Source organism: Larkinella sp. C7 (assembly GCF_006149005.1).
GTDB lineage: Bacteria > Bacteroidota > Bacteroidia > Cytophagales > Spirosomataceae > Larkinella.
Genome location: NZ_VBSL01000001.1, coordinates 247,550 through 266,860 on the forward strand (window position 1 = coordinate 247,550; position 19,311 = coordinate 266,860).

Here is a 19,311-nt window from a genome sequence, read left to right on the forward strand (position 1 = left end):
TGATGCCGAAAGTTGCCGCTATTGAGACCATTCTATTTTTTCATCTCTACCAACCCAGCGGTTTCCGAATGCTGAATCGCTTCGGAACTGTGGCTGAAATAACAGCACGGGACCCCGGCGGCTACAATCTGATCGACAAATTCCTGGGTCCGAACCCCATTTTGCTTGTGAACCCGGCGCAGATACACACACCGGATCTGTTGCGGAAAGTGGGACACCAATGAACTGTAGATGTTAGGATCTTCCTGCGTGTCGTCGCCCAGCAGCACAAATTTCATCTCCGGAAACGCTTCCAGAATCCGCACAATCCGGGCAAATTTAGTAATGTGTTTGTTCTGACCGGTTTTCCAGACTTCGCGAAACCGTTTGATCTGGCTCAGGAGGTAAATCCCGTTGGGCATGTCATTTTTTTCGCAAAACGTCAGAATATAGTCGTACAGGTTCCATTCGCTGCTCGATACGTAGAAGAACGGGTTCGTCGCATTGCCGTTCGTTCCGGCGCGCGCCAATAATTGGTAATGCGTCACTACATTTTCAAACGGATCGCGACTGTGGGCATTTTGGGTCAGCAAAACGTGTAGCCGCTTGCGAAGGTTGGACGAATGAGAAATCAGAAACGTATCATCAATGTCGGAAACAATGCCAATCTGCGTCGAATGCGGCCGATATACTTCGCCCTGCCCCGTTGCAACCGGGTCTTCCGGCCCGAGGTTGGCCGTAATCAAATCGACTTTTACCGGATGCCAGCCGGGTGTAAAGGGTTCATCGGGCGTCCATTCCAGCCGAAAAAAACCGTCTTTTTCGGTAACAAACCGCACATCTTCCGGAATACCCCTCACTTTGACGGTCGCGCCCGAAACCGGCCGCATCATAAAAAGCCGCAGCAACGCAAAGGTATTGATCCAGAAATTCTGCCGGTATTTCTGGCGGGGCATCGGGCTCACCCGCAACACATGACCAAACACCACGACCTTCTGCTGGTGGACGTAGCCCCGGTACACTTTCACCACGGGCTTGTCCGAAATTCGGAGCCACGTTAAGATTTTATCTTTTATTCCGCCACTTGCCTTCATTCTTTGTTTATTACAGATAGTTAATCAATCCGGTGTTCAGTTTCCCTCTTTCGTTATTCGCTATTCAATATTCATTATTCGATATTAAGAACGAAGGAATAACGAATATTGAACACTGAACCTGTTTAAAGTTAGTTAGCACAACGGCGCGAAATACCGAATTTTGGAGTCGCCAAACACCCAAAACTCACTTTCGCGCCGTGTTCGACAAAGATATCATTGAAACGCATATGCTGCCGTATTTACGCAAACCATCGCGTGGTATGAATTCCAAAGTTCCTATAAGCCAGATCGTTGCCGCCATCCTTTATCGGTTGAAAACGGGTTGTCAGTGGCGGCAATTACCTGTTGAGCGCTTTTTTGAGCAACCCTATAGCTGGCAATCGGTCTATCACTATTTCCGCAAATGGGCCAACGATGGTAGCTTCAAAAACCTCTGGGTAGCCTTCCTGACCCAATATCGTGCTCAGCTGGACTTGTCCTGCATTCAACTCGATGGCAGTCAGACGCCCGCCAAAAATGGGGGTGATGCCATCGGCTATCAGTCACGCAAGCGGTGCCGAACTACCAATCTGGTGTTTCTCTGTGACAATCAGGGACAAATGCTCGCCTGCAGTCAACCGCTCGGCGGAGAATTCCATGATAGTCATGAGTTGAAGACGGTTTTTGAACAACTTACGCAAGTTCTGCAGGCGGCCAATCTGCCGATCAAAGGTTTATTTCTCAACGCTGATGCGGGCTTTGATACCGATAACTTTCGCCACTACTGTCAACAACAAGACCTGCAGGCTAACATTGCCCTGAGCGGACGCCGAAAACCGGACAGTTCTTTCATCTACTTTGATGAGTTGCTCTACCAGCGTCGGCTGGTGATTGAGCGAGCCAATGCGTGGCTAGACAGTCTGAAAGCATTGGTGGTTCGTTATGAGCAAAAAGCCCTGCATTGGCAAGCTCTGCACTGGCTGGCCTTCAGTGCCCAATTCATCCGAACACTAAAACGTAAACAGAAACTTTAAACAGGCTCACTGAATAGCGAATAACGAAACAAGGAAACAGAATACCCAATCCCTGCAAACTAACTCAGGAACATGCCGGAAGCTAAAAAGTTAAAATTTCTGTTCGCCATCAACCCGATTTCCGGCGGACAGGACAAATCGACCTGGGAATCAGGCATTCGTTCTTTCTTCGAAAAACAACCGCATTCGGCTAACCTGTTCCTTCTGGATGGTAAAAACGACGACAAGGAACTCCCCAAACTCATCGAATCCTACCAACCCGACCGATTGGTGGCCGTGGGTGGCGACGGCACCATCAAATTCGTGGCCGAACACGCCCTGACGGCCAACCTGCCGATGGGCATTCTCCCGGCGGGCTCGGCCAATGGCATGGCCAAAGAACTGGGCATCCCGTCGACGCTGGAGGAAAGCCTGGAGGTGGTGGTCAACGGGATCGAAAAGCCGATCGATTTGATTGGCATCAACGGCACCGAACACTGTCTGCACCTGAGCGACATCGGCATGAATGCCCAGTTGGTCAAGTATTTCGAAGAAGGCAAGATGCGGGGCAAACTCGGCTACGCGCGGGGCGTATTGCGGGTGCTGATGCGGAGACGGCTGCTGCGCATTCAGGTCAACACGGGCAACGAGGTGGTGCACCGGGCGGCTTTCATGGTGGTGCTGGCCAATGCACGCATGTATGGCACCGGAGCGGTGATCAACCCCGACGGCGACGTGGCCGACGGCAAATTTGAGGTGGTGGTCATTCGCAAACTCTCGTTGCTGGCCATTTTCCGGATGTTCATTCACTTCCGCCCGTTCGATCCAAAACACATCGAAATATTCCCGGCGACCTCCGTTCACATCATCACCAAACGGAAAGCCTATTTTCAGATCGACGGCGAATACCGGGGCCGAATCCGGGAAATCACTGCCGAGATTGCGCCGGGCTTGTTGCGGGTGCTTTTGCCGGAGAATACATCGGTTTAACCTTCTTCGTTTCGAACCAAACCCCCGATTTGCCGATTTCCACCCGTTATTGATCCAAAACCGCCAGTTGTTAAATCAGGGTAGCATGCCCTGCCTTGCTGCCCTACTTTTGAGCCATCGTTTAACGCAAAACAACGCAACAATGGCTAATGTAAAAACCGTGATCGATGAATGGGCCGTTAAAGACCTCGAAGACGGTTCGTCGCTGAAAATCGCCGTTCTCGGTTGTACGGAACTGGGCAACGAGTCACGACCCGGCATTCAGGTCATCTATATGGGAACCATCATCAACTACGAACCCCTGTTTGTGGAACGACTGGCGTATCAGGCGCACAAGGCGGGGGTCGATGAGTACCTGCTGGAAAGCTACTCCTGGATGGTCCACGAAGACCAATACATCAAGAATTCGCTGGTGCTGGGTTTTCCGCTGAAAGCCAAAGTGGAAGTCAAAACCCGCTCCTCAAAACCCATTATTAAAGAATACGACCTGCCGTTTGAAGTGTAGAAATAGACAAGAGAAGTAAGACAAGAGAGTAAAGACTTAAAATTCCAGTAGTTTCCTGTCTCACGTCTATCTTCTCTAATCTGAATAAAACATTGAAACCATATCCACACCATCGTAAAAAACAAACCCGGTTGATCAGCGTTTGCCGATCAACCGGGTCTTTTGTTACCGTACGCATCGTAGCGCCCTTGTATTATTTTGCCCCCACGATCAGTTCATGCTTGTCCTCGGCGGTTTGCTGAGTAAACGGCATTTTACGAAAGCTTACCTGGCTCATCGCGTCTTTCTCATACACCGCCAGGCAGGATGACTCATACTTTTTATCAAAATGGGGCCGCTTCGGAAAAACCTGCTTGGGCGCGGGCCGACTTTCCGGAAAGAAATAGACTTTGGTGGTTCCGTATTTGGTGTACAGCATAAAATCGCCGTATTGCCGCATTTCCTCCCAGAGCGTGTCCGTCACCGTTACGGCATAAATCCGGACGATGGGGCCGGTATTGTTTTCATTCCGGTACATCGCCACTTCCCGGTAGGTTCCTTTCAAGTCATTGATCCCGGGTTCTGAGCCCGCATCATAGACCATGTAGGCCACCAGCAAAGCCACGAGTCCAAACAGGATGTATTTTCCTTTTTTACCAACCATTTTTATTTCGCACTCACCATCAGTTTGTACATTTCGTCGGCCACCAACTGATTCCCGGTATCGTTCAAATGAACCCGGTCGGTGGTCAGAATGCCTTTTTCGGCATTGGTGGGGTTGTTTTTCAGGTTATACGCCAGAAAAGCCTTCCGCAGATCGCAGAGGGGCAGATTATGCCGGGCGGCCAGGTCGCGGATCAGTGTGGAATAGTGCTGCAAATCCCCATCCTGATCGTTGGAATAATCGGTTTTTTCGCCAATGACCGCAGGAGTGCAGAGAATAACCTTGCTGCCAGCCGCCTGTAGTTTCTTGATCACGGCATCGTAAAACTTCACGAACTTATCGGGGTCGGTGCCGGTTCCGTAGGTGCGTTTGTGCCAGACGTCATTCACGCCCACATACACAAACGTAATCGTCGGCTGTTTGGCCAAAACATCCTCATCCATGCGCAGAAACAGGTCGTAAATTTTGTTTCCGCCAATACCGGCGCCAACCAGTTCATATTCATTCGACAGATTCTGTTTCTTCAGCATGTCGCCAATGCGGGTGATGTAACCGCCGGGCTTCACACCCGCCTGCGTAATGGAATCACCAAAAAAAACAACGCGAACCGGTTTCGACGGGGTGAGTGCCAGCCACATGAAGGTGAGCAGGAGAATAGGGAACGTACGCATGATCAATTTGTGTCAGGTTAGGGGTTGGTAACAGAGTGTTAGTACGTAATCCGACGTTTGCGGGCTTCAATGGCCCAGCGACCGGTGGTTTCGCCATTCAGAATTACCTGGGCTTCGTCGTGCAGCGCCACCGTGGGGCAAATGTGATACGGAACCCCGTACAATACATCGCCAACCTGAAGGGCATCCCAGTTTTCAACCTGCAAAACGAGGTGCTCTTCGCTTTGTCCGGTGATTTCGTAACCCGTCAGGTTCAGAAACTTCACCCGTTTCGCCAATGGATTTTCGGCCGCTACGGCTTTGTGTCCCAGATCGGTCGTCACAATGCCGGGTGCCGGTTTTGACACCACGCGGGTAAGCAGCAGGGCGGCCCATTGAAAGTGCTGTTCGGTCAGCAAAGCGCCGTAGCCCCAATCCCACAACAGGCAGGTTCCGGGGCTGCACCAGACGTTGGGGCGGTGGGCATGGTTGGAAAAAGTCGGCGTTCCCCCCACGATCATCACCGGGCGCGGTTGCCCTTCCTCCTCCAGTTTGTCGGCCAGCAATTCCAGCGGTTTGATGGCCGCATCGGCATGAACCTGGCGAAGTGCCACGTCAGCATCCCGAATGTGACCATCATAGCCATGAAAACCGCGCAGGTCCAGCCGTTCATCAGCTTTCAACTGCCGGTATAATGCTTCCAGTTCGTCATCGACGACGTGGCCCGTGCGGTTCATGCCGAGGTTTACATCAATGTAAATCACAGGTTTATGAACGGTTTTCTCGAACTCCCGCGCCAATTCCTCCGCCGATGCCAGGTTGTCGACCAGCGACGCCCATTCGACCCAGTTGTAGGCCTGCACCAGTTCGCAAAACCGGTGAAGTTTCGGGCCGGTCAGTTGGTAGGAAATCAGGACGTGCCGCGCGCCGGTATCGGCCAGCATTTCGGCTTCGGCGATGGTGGCACACTTGAATTTGGTGATGCCCGCTTCGACCTGCATTTTGGCAACTTCCGCCATTTTGTGCGTTTTGACGTGCGGAATCAGCTTGTCGGCGTCACCCTCCACCATGTCCAGCATGGTTTTAATGTTGTCAGCGATGCGTTCGGGATAGATCAACAGGGCCGGGGAATCGATCAACTGAACGTTGTGAACCAGGTATTCATCCATGAAGTAAAGGCTCTGAACCCTGACAGCGGCCCAAAGGCCCTGTCAGCGGTTTGAACGGGGATTAGTAAATAGTGACTCGTATTTTGAGCTGTGGGATAAAACCGCTGACAGGGCCTTTGGGCCGCTGTCAGGGTTCTAGTCCGCCAGTTCAAACATCACTTCAATTTCGACCGGGATGTTTTCCGGCAGGGTGCCCATACCCACGGCCGAGCGAACGCCGACGCCGTTGTCTTCACCCCAAACCGCCACAAAAAGCTCGCTGCAGCCGTTGATGACGAACGGATGCCGCTCAAAGTCGTCCGTCGCATTCACCATGCCCAGCGTTTTGATGACGCGTTTGATTTTGTTCAGGGTGCCAAACTTGGCTTTCAGAGTCGCCAGAATGGTCAGTCCAACCTGCTGAGCCGCCAGTTTGCCTTCGTCGATGTTCATGTCGGCCCCAATGCGGCCGATGATGCGGCTTCCGTCGTTTTTCACCGGCCCATGACCGGAAACGTAGACGAATTTGTCGACAATCAAACACGGTTTGTACACACCCATCGGCTTCGGCGCGGGCGGCAGGGTCAGCCCCAGTTGGGCGAATTTTTCGTCAGGAGTCATAAGAGCAGGTTCTGCGAGATGGTCAGGCTCAGGCCCGAATGTTAGGTTTTTATCGGGTTCAGGCCCGAGGTTCAGATACATGTGCGAGGTGTATTCCATACAAGGTATTGGTCTTTAAACCACCAAATTTAATGCTAAAACGCCCAACAGCCCCACAATCGACACAATTGTTTCCATGACCGTCCAGGTTTGCAGCGTTTCTTTGATGCTCAGGTTAAAATATTCCTTAAAAAGCCAGAAACCGCCGTCGTTTAGGTGCGACATCATCAGGCTGCCAGAGCCAATGGCCAGCACCATCAATTCCGGTTTGATGTTGGGGTTGCCCTGAATCAGCGGCAGAATGATCCCGACGGTCGTCAGGCCCGCGACGGTGGCCGAACCGACACAAACCCGGATGACGGCGGCAATGCCCCAGCCCAGCAACAAGGGCGAAATATCCACACCCTGCAACATAAATCCGATGTATTTGCTTGTTCCGCTGTCGATAAAAATCTGCTTCAACGCCCCGGCTCCGGCAATCACCAGCAAGACCGGCGAAGCGGCTTTGATGGCTTCTTCGAGGTCTTTCATGACCACTTTCATCGTTTGCCCCCGCTGAATGCCCAGCGTATACACCGCCACCAGCACCGACAGCAACATCCCGATATACGGCTCGGCCAGCAACGTAACGACCTGATGACCAGCAGAACCTTCCGTGAAAACCGCCTTCAAGGGTCCGGTCAGCGTCAGCAACAGAACCGGCAACAGTGCTACGAAAAAGCTGATACCCGCACTGGGCAACTGGTCTTCGGGAATCACTTTGACGTTGAAAAGATCCCGGTCAATTTTGGGTTGGTATTTCGACAGGGTTTTTCCAAAAATCGGCCCCGCAATCACAATCGCCGGAATCGACACGATAATCCCGTAAATCAACGTCCGGCCAATGTTGGCCCCCAGCTGCCCGGCAATGGCCGCGGGCGACGGGTGCGGAGGCAGGTAGCCGTGGGCCACCGACAAAGCCGCCAGCATGGGAACGGCCACGGTCATCATTGGCAAACCCGACGAAGCCGTGATCGTGACGATCAGCGGAAAAACGATGATAAAACCGGCGTTGTAGAACAGGGGAATCCCGATGATAAAACCGGCCAGAGCCAGCCCCCAGCGCAGGTTTTTGACCCCAAATATTTTAATCAGTACGTTGGTAATCCGCATGGCGGCTCCGCTTTCGGCAACCAGTCGGCCCAGCATGGCTCCAAATCCAACGATCAGAACCAGTTCGCCCAGCGTTCCGCCGATGCCCGTCTGAATGGATTTGCCAACAGCCGCAACATCCATTCCCGACGCCAGCCCAATGGCGAGCGACACCAGAACGAACGAAATGAACGTATCGATCTTGACAAAGGCGATCAGAAATACCAGGGCCAGAATGCCCAGAAAGGTGAGTAGAAGTGGCATTTAGGAAAGTCGAGGATTTAGGTGTTCGGGGCGTAAGTTAATGATGAATTATGAATGATGAACGATGAATTTTCAACAAGCACTTTAACTCCTTTCATCGTTCATCATTCATAATTCATCATTATCCCCGAAACCGCTTCCTCCAGCGGCACATTCACATCGAACGGAACGACGCGCAGGTGCAGGGTTTCATCGTAGCCGAAGAGGTCGAGCGAATGTTGAAAAAGTGCAGTGGCCGGGTAAATCAGAACCAGTTCTGAAGCCTCGTATTTTTTGCCGTAGGCGTATAATTGATACAAATCGGCCTGGTCGATGCCGTAGTTTCCGGCAGTATTGGTGGCATCGATTCGTTTCCATTTGGTATCCAAAACCGTCGTTACGCCATGCTGGCGCAGAATAAGATCCGGGCGCAGTTTGAATTTCCGCAGCCCGCTGTGGTTATCGATCAGGTGCTGCGACGATTCCTGCACAACGACATCGCCCGTGGTGACATACCGTTTAAACCCGGCCGCTACGTAGTCTTCAAAAACCCGTTCCATCGGAAACAAGAGCGCCAGATTCAGGTGTTTACCAGCCGCCAGACCCAAAGCCCGGCCACTCAGCAGGGCTTCGGCCCAGCGCAAAGCCGGTTGGTAGTGTACAAAAAGCCGGTTGCCCGTCGCAACGGTCCGCAAATCCTCCGCAATCCGGTCCGACGGCGGGATGTCATCCATCGCAAACAGCAGTTGACGAATGCCGCTCTGGTTGGGAACCGTCCGGGCACGGGTCCGCACAAATTCCAGGGCGGATTTCAGCAGGCGGTTGGGCGGCAGATTCGTCGTTTGCTCATCGAACGTGGTGACCATCCGCTCGGCGTGGTGGCGGTTTTGCCGGATCTGCTCCGCCAGTTCCAGCTTCCCTTTCAAAAACCGCTGATTCGTGGTTTGCGACACATACGACTTCTGCAAGCCCCGCGTCAGGAGCGGGGTCACTTCGTCCAGAAACATCGCGATAAAAACTTCCCACAGTGGTAGTCGGCTGATGCCCAGCCGCACCGATTCGACGGACCGAAAGGGGCTGTTGCGCAGATGAAGCAACATTCGCAGCAGGGCGGCACGGGGCCCGTCCGGTTCTTCGCCAGTGGTTTTGGGCAAAATCTCAAGCTGGGTTCCGTCTCTGGTTTCGAGCAAACCGACGTAGTTTTTCACCCGAATGCACTCCCGACCCCGTTGCAGAAAAAACGTCATTACCGCATCGGCCTCGTTGTCGGTCACGAAGTTTTTGAGGGATTCAAAGGCCCCATCCGCCAGAAACAATTCCGTCAGCGAATTCGGCTGATCCGGAAAGTCCCGGATGCGCCGGATGAGGCCGTATTCGGTAATGGAAAGCGTCATGACGTTGGTTTACCGCGTGGTACTCATTTCTTTTCAACCATTTTCCGAAACGACATCACATATTTTCCGTCGGCCAGCAAGGTCAGGCGGTTGCTGCTGATGCGGTAGAGCGTTACGCTTTGCAATGCCGTCAGAAAACCGCTTTCGAAGTTATAGGGGCAGGCCCGGCGCGTCGTCGAAAGGGCTTCAAACCGGACGTTATCGCCATCAGCCTTCACCTGTCCGTTCAGGGTATTGCAGCCGGTAAATCCCTGCAACCGGTTCTCTTTCAGGTTAATATTAAGTGTTGGTATTTGCCGGTTTACAAACTGCTCGGCGTGGAGCCGCTGTCCGCGGTAGGTTTCCAGCACCCACTGGCTGTTCAGCCGGGACATGCCGTTGAGAAACGTTCCGCAACCGCTGTACCGCTGGCCGTTGGTTTCAACCGTCACGCCATAGGCGTAGGTCTGGCCGGAACGGGTATCCCGGCACACCACCGGACTGATGACCACTTTCAGCCGACCCTCGCGCCGGGTGGCCGCTGCCGAACGGCTGCCGGATCGGCTGCCGGATCGGCTGTTTGACCCGGTCGCACTGGCGATCAGCGGGGCATCGAACAGAATACCGTTGCCGCGTGGATCGCGTTGTGATTTGGGGACGGCCGCCGTGAGCAGCGGGCCGTTCTGGGTTTGAAAACGAATGGTTTTGGCAAAATCGATGTCCAGCGTCCAGGTCGGCGTGGCGCCCTGGGCCGTAAAGTCAACGCCCTGCCGCCGTTTGCTACCCGCGTCCATCGCCGAAATATCGACGGTTTCCGCTGGTTTTGAACCCTCCGAGGGTGGTTTTCGGCAACCATCTGCCAGCACCAGGAAGCTGCTCAGGTAAACAAGTTGTGCCAGTTTTTTCATGATCCGATGCGTTACTTCCAGAACGTTACGCATCGGATTTTGTTGAAGACCGATCAGGAACTCAATCGAACGGGCTGCCGGGTGCGGGTCGATTCGTAAATGGCCTCGAACAAAGCGACCACTTTCCGCCCTTCTTCGCCCGTCACCAGCGGCTGCCGACCGTCGCGTATGGCCTGGCCAAAATCGGCCAGTTGCCGCGAAAAATAATGGCTGGACGAGTCGACACTATTGAAAACCGCATCATCCTCCGCTTTCCAGACCAGCCGCTGATCTTCCTCACCCACCACCGACCACACATCGTTGTAGGGCGCATCCTGAATGCCCGTCATGCCCGCGATGAACATCGACCCGCCATCGGTCTGAACGCCAATCGACGCGCCGTTCTGGCCGTGAATATGAACTTTTCCGTAGAGTCCCGGTTTTTGCGAATTGCTGACGATCACGTTGCCAATACCGCCGTTTTTAAAACGAACAATGGCCACGGCCGTGTCGTCGACTTCAATGTCGGGGTGGTTGAGGTTTGCCCAAACGCCGTAGACTTCCTCCATTTCGCCCATGTACCACAGCAGCAAATCCAGTTGGTGAGGAGCCTGATTGACCAGCACGCCCCCGCCTTCGTGTTCCCACGAACCACGCCAGGGATCGCTGCGGTAGTATTCTTCGCTGCGCCAGCCGAATAGCTGCGCCATACCCAGCACCGGTTTTCCGATTTTTCCGTCGTCGATCGCCTGTCGCATCCGCATGCAGGGTTCATAAAACCGCCGTTGGCTCACCACGGCAAGTTGCCGGTTGGCATTCCGGGCCGCGTTGATCATGGCGTCACAGTCGGCCAGCGACGACGCCAGCGGTTTTTCGACCAGCACATTCGCCCCGGCTTCCAGAGCCGCCACGGTAACGACGCGGTGGGCGGGGTGCGGGGTGCAAACGATGCAGATGTCAACATTCTCGCGGTCGACCATGTCGTAAATGTCGGAATACGCCGTGATGCCATATTGATTGGCAAATTCGTCCGCTTTGGTATGATTCCGGCCGTAGATGGCAACGAGTTTGGTGTCAGGGGTTTCTAAAGTAGCCCGGGCGTGATTATGAGCTACTTTGCCGGGGCCGATCAGGGCGATGTTCAGGATTCGGGACATGAAAAGGATTAAATTAATTATAGGATGCAATCCAACGATTAGTATGCCAAATGGCTCCTCTTTACAAATGTAGAAAAGTCATGAAACTACTGATTTTATTTGCGCTGATTTTAACCCTTTCCACTTCCTGTGACCGATCAAAACAAGAAGCATCACCTTCCGATTTGCTCTACCGGAAATGGGCGTTGGTGGAGACAAAAAGTGGTACGGAAAATTGGAAACCGATCTCGTATGAGTGGCAAATCGAGTTTCGCAGCGATGGCGGCATCTTGTATCACAACACCAAACCGCCCTGCTGTTCGCCCGTCCGGTTTGAACGCGACCAACAGACGCTGAAAGTTACCGAACTATACGGAGGCCCCGGTTGTGAGTACGTCGATTGCGCATCCCCGTCGGAGTTGAAACTGGTTTCGTTAACGGCTAACGAATTGATCGTGGAGAATGTCTTTGGCCCCTCCTACCCGGCAGGTCAGTACGTTATGAAATACAAACCGGCCAACTAATCGTATCTGACGCTGTCTTTCTTTCTCCCGATGAAAACTGCCCTTTCCGTTCTGTTCACCGCAATGATTTTTCTGGCCTGCGACCAGTCGGATACATACGTTTCGCCCTCCGATAAACTCTATAAACGGTGGAAAGCGGTGGAAATAGGAAAAAACGGAAAAGACTGGCGGACGTTGACCCCGCCGGAAGTGATTGAGTTTGTGGCCGATGGAACCGTCAAGTACGAAAACCAGGCTAATCTTTGCTGCTCTCCAACGGAATTAACCCGGCAAAAGTCCATTCTGAAAGTGGTCAAAACCGGAAGCAACGGCCCGTACTGTGCCAGTATGAGTTGTGTCGCGATTTCCGAACTCCACATTCTGCGGCTCAGCGATACCGATCTGGTGATCGATTACTCGCACGACGGAGCTTCGATGTATTCGCTTCGTTACGAGGCCGCCCCCTGAATCGGCAGGGTTTATCCTTGCTGATTTTCGATATTCGTTATTCAAGATTCATTATTCAATATTGGTTATTCAACATTCGATATTCAGTGTTCGATATTTTAGAAACAGTCCTTTTATTGGCCTGACTTAAATATCGAACACTGAATATTGAATAACGAATGTTGAATAACGAATAACGAAATTATCAACCTGAAAGCGGGGAGGTTATGGCTTCAACACCACCTTGATCAATCCTTTTTCTTTTTCATACAACCGCTGAAACCAACTGGCTCCTTCGGTCAGGGGCACTTCCGCGCTCAGAATGGCTTCGACGTCGATTTTGCCGGACGAAATCAGCGCCAGAGCCGCTTCGTATTCGCCATTGATGGCGCAGGAACCCTGCAACCGCAACTGGCGGGTTACGATGGCCTGCAATGAAACTTCCACCGATTTCGACAGATTCCCCACCAGCGTCACCGTAGCGCCTTTCCGAACGCAGTCGATGGCGGTTTTTACAGCGGGGGCAATGCCAACGACTTCAAACGAAACATCGGCCCCACGCCCGTGGGTCAATGCCTGAACCTCCGCCGTGATGTCTTTCTCACGCGCATTGAGACCAACCGTTGCACCGAGTTTCAGCGCCAGTGCCAGGCGGTCATCGTCCAGATCGACAGCGATGATGGAACCACACCCCGCCAGTTTCAGCGCCTGAATGATGAAGAGGCCAATCATGCCCGAACCTACGACCACTGCCGTATCGTTCACTTGAATGGGCGTCAGACTCAGGGCGTGCAACGCCACCGCCACCGGCTCGACCAAAGCCGCCTGCGTGTAGCTGACGTTGTCGGGAATCTGGTAGAGGATGTGCTGTGGCACCACGATAAATTCCGCAAAAGCCCCCTGCCGACGGAAATCCGGGGTCGAAACGCCCAGGACTTCGCGACCGTCACTGAGGTTATACATGCCTTTCCGGCTGAACCAATCGTCTAAGGAATAAACGGTTGAGTCGAAGGTGACCCGGTCACCAATGTGCCAGTTTTTGACATTTTCGCCGGTTTCCACCACGATTCCGGCGGCTTCGTGTCCCATCACGATGGGGGGAATCCGCCGACCGCTGCTGCCGTCCATGCCGTGGACATCGCTGCCGCAAATCCCTACGGCCTGAACCTTCACCAACACATCGGATGGGCCGGGTTTGGGGCGGGGAAGGTCTTGTAATTCAAAGTGTTTGTACTCAGTTAGGACGAGAGCTTTCATAATTTTTGACGGACCAGCAGAATTAAATTCTACTTTTTTTGTGGTGAACAGAAAACTGTAACACAAAAACGGGAACTTTCGTCCACCGATACGCCATTATTTTTGATAAATAGAAAGAAAGGCTTCTTTCGGCACCTGCTCATACTGACGCCGGAGCAGATGCGGATTGATTTCAAACGTGACCACTTCGGTCAGGTCATCCGGTTCTTCACCAAAAATCTCTTTGGTTAAAGCCGGTCGATACTGTTTCTTTACCCAAATTAATTTCTGATCAGGGGCCTTCCCCCAGGCCGGATTATCGCCCAAAACGAACTGAATTTTCCGCCAGTCGTTGTAAAAATATTCCTGCAACAACGGAATAATCCGGTCACTGAACGCATCACACAGGTCGGCATGTGACTGAATGTTCATCAGATACGCATGACCGATCAGGTGATCGCGGTCATACAGATATTCAATTCGTTCGTTCACCATCCGTAATACTTCGCCCAGATTGATCCCATCGACCACGGAAAGTAGCGTGGGGTCGGGTAAAACCTCCCGAAAATGAAACCGGCGACGCAACGCAATGTCTAACAAGGCAATAGAACGGTCGGCGGTATTCATGGTGGCCACAATGTACAGGTTGGCCGGCACCCCAAACCGCTCCTGCGAGTAGGGCAACGTCAATTCGACTTCATGGGCGGCTCCCAGCCGTTTATCGGGCTCGATCAGCGTGATCAGTTCACCAAAAACCCTGGAGATATTAGCCCGGTTGATTTCATCGATGACCAGCACCTGCGCATCTGCCTGCGCCAGTTTTCGCTGACGGTTTTCGGCCGAATCATTCAGGCAATCGCCCATCGTGGCATACCCGGCTTTCTGGAGAGCGGCCAGGCACGACTTGTAGAAAATCCCTTTGCCCACTTTGTAACTAATCTGCCCGCCACGGGTTTCGGGCCGGATTCCTTCCAGAAACTCTTCGTAACCAAACGACGGATGAAACGTCACCCACTCACTGGCCAAGGCCTGGCTCAGTTGCCGGGCTTCGTACGACTTTCCGGTACCGGGTGGGCCGAAAAGGATAAAATTCTGCGGAATAGCAGGTCTGGCTGCAACGGTTTTTTCATACACTTCCGGTTCTTCCTCCACCCGATCCCATTCATCATCCGACCGATCCGGCCGGAGCAGGGCCGTCATGATTTCACCCCGAATGGCCTCATCGTCAGCAGCCTGGTAAATAAACGGGTTATGACTGGCCGTATGCGGACCGCGTTTGGTCGTCACCAGCAGTTCCATCAGGCAATCTTCCCAGCAGCTCCGCAGCACGGGATGGTTCAGCAAATGATCCGATGATTGCCCAATCACGATGGAAATATAATCCGACTTCTCCGACAACGGCACCACATCCACCACCGCGATCGATTCGATCCGCTCCCGGCAGCCTTTCTTCACCGTGAGCCAGTATTCGATTTCACCCTGACGTGGTCGGAACAAGCGCAGGGCCAGGAAAAAGTTGATGTGCGCCGAAATACCTTTCCGATCCCGGTCGACCACAAACGCCAGCCGGGCATCGCCATTGGGCAGATTGACCATATCGATCAGTTCTTTAAGCAACCCGAAGTATTTTCGGGCCGCTTCCGGCTGATTGATGGTCCGTAATTTTTCAATAAGCTGGTGTCGTTGCTGGGTCAGGGTCATAGTCTGGTTTGGTATCCCGCCTATCGAAACTACGACATTTTGATAAATAGTTCGTATTTTGGCGGTTCATTGTTGTTCTGGGCATCTTTACACATGAAAAAATGGTTTGGCTATGGAGGGATAGCCCTGATGTTTGTTGCTTGTACGCTCAAGGACCCCACACCTGCTGATACGGTTTGTCTGGTCACTGAACTGGTTCGCTATCAGCAAAAAGATGATGATCAGCAGGAAATTGGCCGAAAAACCTTTGCTTATAACAATGGCCAGCTCACTTCGTATACCAGTACGACACCCGACCGCTCTATTTCCTTTCGATTTGACTATTTGGGCGGAAAAATTGCATCCGCTTATACCGAAGACCGTTCGATCGTACTGAGTCTCGATTACAATGCCCTCGAACGGGTCGAAAAAGCGTCGTATGTGGTCAACAACAAGGAACAATCCGTGTTTTCACTTTTTTACGATTCCGTTGATCGCACGGTCCGTTTAATCCGCCTGGTTGAAACGCGGGTGACGCTGCCGTCCAATTCCTTCATTGCCAGCCGGACCTTTCAGTTTTCGTACGATACCATTGCCCGGAATACCGTAGATCTGGTTTCACAATCGGTTCAGAATGGGTACAAAGATGGTTCACGAACCGAGGAAGAATTGGCTTTTGAGCAAAGCGCCGACAATCATTCGCCGTTTTACGACTCGGGGCAGGCCATTGTGCTGGCGCTGCTGGCCCTCACCAACTCCGCCGAATCAGACGTTGCAAGATACTTGCAACGTTATGACTGCAAGGGCTTTACCCGAAAAACCAGGGATACCAACGGGGCTGTCATCCTGCAGGAATCCAGTCAGTTTACGACCAATTATGATGTAAATTTCAACCCGCTGCAGGCCATTCAACTTTCCCGCTTGTCGGTTCCGGCCGACACCTTTCCCGCCGACCGGCACTACCGGCAAACCTACCAGTATAACTGTGTGGAATAAGTGTTCTTGATTCCGGTTTCTAGTTCAGGGCTTCGAACAGGATTTCGGCCGGATGCTTTGCCAGACGCCCCGTTCCGTCTTTAATCTGATGGCGGCAACTGGTTCCGGGCGCGGCAATCAACACCTCCGCAGGCTGCTCACGGACCGTTGGAAACAAAACCAGTTCACCCACCTGCATCGACAGCGCGTAGTGTTCTTTTTCGTAGCCAAACGAACCCGCCATCCCGCAGCAACCGGAAGGAATCAGTTGCACCTCATAGTTTTCGGGCAATGACAGCATTCTTTTCGTTGGTACCTGCGAGGCCAGGGCTTTCTGGTGGCAGTGGCCGTGTAGCTTAATCAGTCGTTTTTCGGACGTGAAGGCGGTTTTGGTAATGTTGCCCCTATCCATTTCCTGTGCAATGAATTCATCGACCAGCAACGAATTCTTGGCCAGATGCTGAGCGGCCGCTTTTAATTCCGGGGGCATCAAATCCGCGTATTCGTCCCGAAATCCCAGAATGGCCGACGGTTCGATGCCGATCAAGGGGGTTTCAGCGGTAATCAGATCTTTCAACCGGTTTACATTCTCAATGGCAATTTTCTGCGCATCCCGCACCAGGCCTTTCGAGAGATACGTCCGTCCGCTTTCCAGATGGTCGGGAATGATCACGTCATAGCCCAGTCGTTCAAGCAGTTGTATGGTTTTCTGACCAACTTCCACGTCGTTGTAATTTGTAAATTCATCGCAGAAGAGGTAGACGGTCTGGCGGTTTTTACGCGCCGGAACTGCCCGGTTTTTCCACCATTTCTTCAAGGTCGTTCCCGCCAGTTCCGGCATGGTTCGATCCGGGTGAAAACCGGCCATCCGGTTGGCAATCCGCCGAAGCGCGGGCGTGTCATAAATCGCGTTGTAAGCCCAGGGAGCCACACTCGCCAGCGACATCAGTTTCGTAAAATTACCGATCAGGCGGGAGCGCAACGGCGTTCCGTTGGCGTCGTAATAATGCTGCAAAAATTCCGCCTTCATCCGGCTGATGTCTACACTCGATGGACACTCGGATTTGCACCCTTTGCAGGACAAACACAAATCCATCACTTCCTTGATTTCTTCGTGATCGAACTGATTGGATTTGTCGGAGTTGGTCAGAAACTGGCGGAGGATGTTGGCCCGCGCCCGGGTCGTGTCGCGCTCCCGGCGGGTTGCCATGTAGCTGGGGCACATCGTTCCACCTGTGACAGCGGTTTTTCGACAATCGCCTGATCCGCTGCACTTTTCGGCCAGATTGAGAATACCGTCTTCCGCCGAAAAATCAAAAATGGTGTCGATCGGAACCGGTTTCTGATCGGGTTGGTACCGCAGAAATTCGTTCATCGGCGGGGTATCCACAATTTTCCCCGGATTAAAAATGCGCTGCGGGTCCCACATCCGCTTGATGTCCTGCACCAACTGAAAGTTAGCGTCTCCAATCATGTACGGAATAAACTCACCCCGCAAGCGCCCGTCGCCGTGTTCGCCCGACAGCGAACCGCCGTATTTTTTTACCAGCTCCGCCGTATCGGCCAGCAAGGCCCGAAACTGCAGCCGGCCTTCATTCGATTTCAGGTTGATCAGCGGCAGCACATGGAGTTCTCCCGCACCGGCGTGGGCCGAATATTCGAGCGTCAGGCCATGCTTTTCGGCGGCCATTCGGTCCAGTTCATCAATGTAGTCGGGCAAATCGCGGACATCCACGGCGCAGTCTTCAATGACATTCGCCGGTTTATCGTCACCCGGAATGTTGTACATAATGCTCAACCCGGCCTTCCGCAGGTTCCAGGCTTTGACAGCTTCCTGGTCAAACAAAATCGGAAACGCGTAACCTAACCCCTTCTCTTTCAACGCAGTAATAAGGCGATTGGCCTTTCCGGTAACGGCTTCAACGGTATCGTCAAAAAACTCGACCATCAATACCGCCTTGGGGTCACCCTCCACAAAATCCCGGTTTTTGGCCTGCTCAATGTTGCCTTTGGTCAATTGCAGAATGTAATCATCGACGAGTTCAGAAGCCGAGCAGCGGTGTTCCAGGGCTACCAGATTGGCTTCCAGCGATTGCCGGATGGTGACAAAATGGGCACAAACCAGTGCACTTTTTTTCGGCGGCAGCGGCAACAGGTTCAGTTTGGCTTCGGTAATAAAACACAGCGTCCCTTCCGAGCCCGCAATGAGTTTGCAGAAGTTGAACTGCTGGTCGGGATTCTGCTCAAAAAACGGCAGTAATTCATCGAGCGCGTAGCCCGTATTCCGGCGGGTGATGGTCGGCTTGGGAAAACCGGCCCGTATCTGTTTCTGATTTTGTGATCCACTGAGCAGGTCGCGAACCTGCTGATACAACCGCTGTTCGAGCGGACTCACAACCCCAACACCCCGGCATTTGCCGTCAAATTCGTCACGACTCAAACTCCGGAAGGTCACTTCAGCACCGTCGCTTAAAATCGCTTTCACTTCCAGCAGGTGGTGGCGCGTGCTGCCCCAGACAATTGAGTGCAGCCCGCAGGAATTATTGCCGATCATTCCACCAACCATTGCCCGGCTGGCAGTGGAGGTTTCCGGTCCAAACATCAGGCCGTGCGGTTTTAAAACCGCATTCAGATCGTCACGGATCACACCCGGCTGAACCCGAACCCATCCCGCTTCGGGATTGATTTCCAGAACGTTCGAAAAATATTTGGAACAGTCGGCTACGATGCCGCCACCGACTACCTGCCCGGCCAGCGACGTTCCGGCGGCTCTCGGAATCAGTGAGGTCTGGTTTTGGCGGGCAAACCGCACCAGCCGTTTGATGTCTTCCGGCGTTTTGGGAAGGGCAACGGCCAGCGGTTTTTCCTGATACACCGATGCATCCGTGGCGTAGAGCAGGCGCATGGCTTCGTGTTCGGGAGATTGGTCGTGGTAGAGTTCTCCCTCGAACGACTGTGCGAGCGATGAAAAGGTAGGGGCGGGAATTTTAAACATAAAAGGCGAAAACCGGTCTGGGAACCGGCGAAATTAGGAAC

18 protein-coding genes are annotated in these 19,311 nt (G+C 53.0%); 6 read left to right on the forward strand and 12 right to left on the reverse strand.

The genetic code is table 11. The features are described from left to right. Positions 1–32 precede the first annotated feature (32 nt). Entirely contained in the window at positions 33–1,073 is a 1,041-nt protein-coding gene (locus FH871_RS01040; protein ID WP_138989486.1) for an App1 family protein, read from the reverse strand. A gap of 200 nt (positions 1,074–1,273) precedes the next feature. Between FH871_RS01040 and FH871_RS01045 the strand changes: the two genes are divergently transcribed. The 3 genes from FH871_RS01045 to FH871_RS01055 all read left to right on the forward strand — a co-directional run bounded on the left by FH871_RS01045 (position 1,274) and on the right by FH871_RS01055 (position 3,563). Next, on the forward strand, positions 1,274–2,089 hold the full coding sequence (locus tag FH871_RS01045) for an IS5 family transposase (RefSeq protein WP_229316927.1): 816 nt from the start codon (positions 1,274–1,276) through the stop codon (positions 2,087–2,089). Positions 2,090–2,161: 72 nt separating this feature from the next. After that, entirely contained in the window at positions 2,162–3,058 is an 897-nt protein-coding gene (locus FH871_RS01050) for a diacylglycerol kinase family protein (RefSeq protein ID WP_138989487.1), read from the forward strand. Between the two features lie 142 nt (positions 3,059–3,200). Continuing rightward, a complete protein-coding gene (locus tag FH871_RS01055) occupies positions 3,201–3,563 on the forward strand; it encodes a hypothetical protein (protein ID WP_138989488.1) in 363 nt (120 codons plus the stop codon). Between the two features lie 193 nt (positions 3,564–3,756). Here FH871_RS01055 and FH871_RS01060 read toward each other — a convergent pair whose 3' ends face one another. From FH871_RS01060 to FH871_RS01095, 8 genes are all read right to left on the reverse strand, one after another. Further along, entirely contained in the window at positions 3,757–4,206 is a 450-nt protein-coding gene (locus tag FH871_RS01060; protein ID WP_138989489.1) for a hypothetical protein, read from the reverse strand. Between the two features lie 2 nt (positions 4,207–4,208). Beyond that, entirely contained in the window at positions 4,209–4,877 is a 669-nt protein-coding gene (locus FH871_RS01065) for a GDSL-type esterase/lipase family protein (RefSeq protein ID WP_138989490.1), read from the reverse strand. 38 nt (positions 4,878–4,915) lie between these two features. After that, complete coding sequence (locus FH871_RS01070) at positions 4,916–6,025, reverse strand: D-TA family PLP-dependent enzyme (RefSeq protein WP_138989491.1); 1,110 nt, start codon at positions 6,023–6,025, stop codon at positions 4,916–4,918. Between the two features lie 135 nt (positions 6,026–6,160). Then, a complete protein-coding gene (locus FH871_RS01075) occupies positions 6,161–6,625 on the reverse strand; it encodes a RidA family protein (protein WP_138989492.1) in 465 nt (154 codons plus the stop codon). Positions 6,626–6,739: 114 nt separating this feature from the next. Next, positions 6,740–8,059 (reverse strand): gluconate:H+ symporter, encoded by a 1,320-nt coding sequence (locus FH871_RS01080; protein ID WP_138989493.1) that lies wholly within the window; start codon positions 8,057–8,059, stop codon positions 6,740–6,742. 104 nt (positions 8,060–8,163) lie between these two features. Continuing rightward, complete coding sequence (locus FH871_RS01085) at positions 8,164–9,432, reverse strand: McrC family protein (RefSeq protein ID WP_138989494.1); 1,269 nt, start codon at positions 9,430–9,432, stop codon at positions 8,164–8,166. A gap of 23 nt (positions 9,433–9,455) precedes the next feature. Beyond that, positions 9,456–10,319 carry an META domain-containing protein gene (locus tag FH871_RS01090; protein ID WP_171062724.1) on the reverse strand — a complete coding sequence of 288 codons (864 nt, stop codon included), beginning with the start codon at positions 10,317–10,319 and terminating at the stop codon, positions 9,456–9,458. 53 nt (positions 10,320–10,372) lie between these two features. Continuing rightward, positions 10,373–11,455, reverse strand: a complete 1,083-nt coding sequence (locus tag FH871_RS01095; RefSeq protein ID WP_138989496.1) for a Gfo/Idh/MocA family protein — start codon at positions 11,453–11,455, stop codon at positions 10,373–10,375. An 80-nt stretch (positions 11,456–11,535) separates the two neighbouring features. On the opposite strand from FH871_RS01095, the gene FH871_RS01100 reads away from it, so the two are divergent. Together FH871_RS01100 and FH871_RS01105 are read left to right on the forward strand one after the other, a co-directional pair. After that, on the forward strand, positions 11,536–11,958 hold the full coding sequence (locus FH871_RS01100; RefSeq protein ID WP_138989497.1) for a hypothetical protein: 423 nt from the start codon (positions 11,536–11,538) through the stop codon (positions 11,956–11,958). A gap of 30 nt (positions 11,959–11,988) precedes the next feature. Further along, a complete protein-coding gene (locus FH871_RS01105) occupies positions 11,989–12,405 on the forward strand; it encodes a hypothetical protein (protein WP_138989498.1) in 417 nt (138 codons plus the stop codon). A 204-nt stretch (positions 12,406–12,609) separates the two neighbouring features. On the opposite strand, the gene FH871_RS01110 is transcribed toward FH871_RS01105, so the two are convergent. Beyond that, complete coding sequence (locus FH871_RS01110; protein ID WP_138989499.1) at positions 12,610–13,641, reverse strand: galactitol-1-phosphate 5-dehydrogenase; 1,032 nt, start codon at positions 13,639–13,641, stop codon at positions 12,610–12,612. Positions 13,642–13,737: 96 nt separating this feature from the next. Beyond that, the gene (locus tag FH871_RS01115) at positions 13,738–15,321 is read right to left on the reverse strand and encodes an McrB family protein (protein WP_138989500.1); all 1,584 of its coding nucleotides are present in this window, start codon (positions 15,319–15,321) and stop codon (positions 13,738–13,740) included. A 93-nt stretch (positions 15,322–15,414) separates the two neighbouring features. Between FH871_RS01115 and FH871_RS01120 the strand changes: the two genes are divergently transcribed. Then, a complete protein-coding gene (locus FH871_RS01120) occupies positions 15,415–16,296 on the forward strand; it encodes a hypothetical protein (protein WP_138989501.1) in 882 nt (293 codons plus the stop codon). A gap of 19 nt (positions 16,297–16,315) precedes the next feature. Here the strand turns inward: FH871_RS01120 and FH871_RS01125 are convergent, their stop codons facing one another. Further along, entirely contained in the window at positions 16,316–19,270 is a 2,955-nt protein-coding gene (locus FH871_RS01125; RefSeq protein WP_138989502.1) for an FAD-binding and (Fe-S)-binding domain-containing protein, read from the reverse strand. Positions 19,271–19,311 lie beyond the last annotated feature (41 nt).

Excerpts from the sequence above, each read along its gene's own strand:
- FH871_RS01040 (WP_138989486.1), bottom strand. The coding sequence starts at position 1,073 with ATGAAGGCAAGTGGCGGAATAAAAGATAAAATCTTAACGTGGCTCCGA.
- FH871_RS01050 (WP_138989487.1), top strand. The coding sequence starts at position 2,162 with ATGCCGGAAGCTAAAAAGTTAAAATTTCTGTTCGCCATCAACCCGATT.
- FH871_RS01055 (WP_138989488.1), top strand. The coding sequence starts at position 3,201 with ATGGCTAATGTAAAAACCGTGATCGATGAATGGGCCGTTAAAGACCTC.
- FH871_RS01060 (WP_138989489.1), bottom strand. The coding sequence starts at position 4,206 with ATGGTTGGTAAAAAAGGAAAATACATCCTGTTTGGACTCGTGGCTTTG.
- FH871_RS01065 (WP_138989490.1), bottom strand. The coding sequence starts at position 4,877 with ATGCGTACGTTCCCTATTCTCCTGCTCACCTTCATGTGGCTGGCACTC.
- FH871_RS01070 (WP_138989491.1), bottom strand. The coding sequence starts at position 6,025 with ATGGATGAATACCTGGTTCACAACGTTCAGTTGATCGATTCCCCGGCC.
- FH871_RS01075 (WP_138989492.1), bottom strand. The coding sequence starts at position 6,625 with ATGACTCCTGACGAAAAATTCGCCCAACTGGGGCTGACCCTGCCGCCC.
- FH871_RS01080 (WP_138989493.1), bottom strand. The coding sequence starts at position 8,059 with ATGCCACTTCTACTCACCTTTCTGGGCATTCTGGCCCTGGTATTTCTG.
- FH871_RS01085 (WP_138989494.1), bottom strand. The coding sequence starts at position 9,432 with ATGACGCTTTCCATTACCGAATACGGCCTCATCCGGCGCATCCGGGAC.
- FH871_RS01090 (WP_171062724.1), bottom strand. The coding sequence starts at position 10,319 with ATGAAAAAACTGGCACAACTTGTTTACCTGAGCAGCTTCCTGGTGCTG.
- FH871_RS01095 (WP_138989496.1), bottom strand. The coding sequence starts at position 11,455 with ATGTCCCGAATCCTGAACATCGCCCTGATCGGCCCCGGCAAAGTAGCT.
- FH871_RS01100 (WP_138989497.1), top strand. The coding sequence starts at position 11,536 with ATGAAACTACTGATTTTATTTGCGCTGATTTTAACCCTTTCCACTTCC.
- FH871_RS01105 (WP_138989498.1), top strand. The coding sequence starts at position 11,989 with ATGAAAACTGCCCTTTCCGTTCTGTTCACCGCAATGATTTTTCTGGCC.
- FH871_RS01110 (WP_138989499.1), bottom strand. The coding sequence starts at position 13,641 with ATGAAAGCTCTCGTCCTAACTGAGTACAAACACTTTGAATTACAAGAC.
- FH871_RS01115 (WP_138989500.1), bottom strand. The coding sequence starts at position 15,321 with ATGACCCTGACCCAGCAACGACACCAGCTTATTGAAAAATTACGGACC.
- FH871_RS01120 (WP_138989501.1), top strand. The coding sequence starts at position 15,415 with ATGAAAAAATGGTTTGGCTATGGAGGGATAGCCCTGATGTTTGTTGCT.
- FH871_RS01125 (WP_138989502.1), bottom strand. The coding sequence starts at position 19,270 with ATGTTTAAAATTCCCGCCCCTACCTTTTCATCGCTCGCACAGTCGTTC.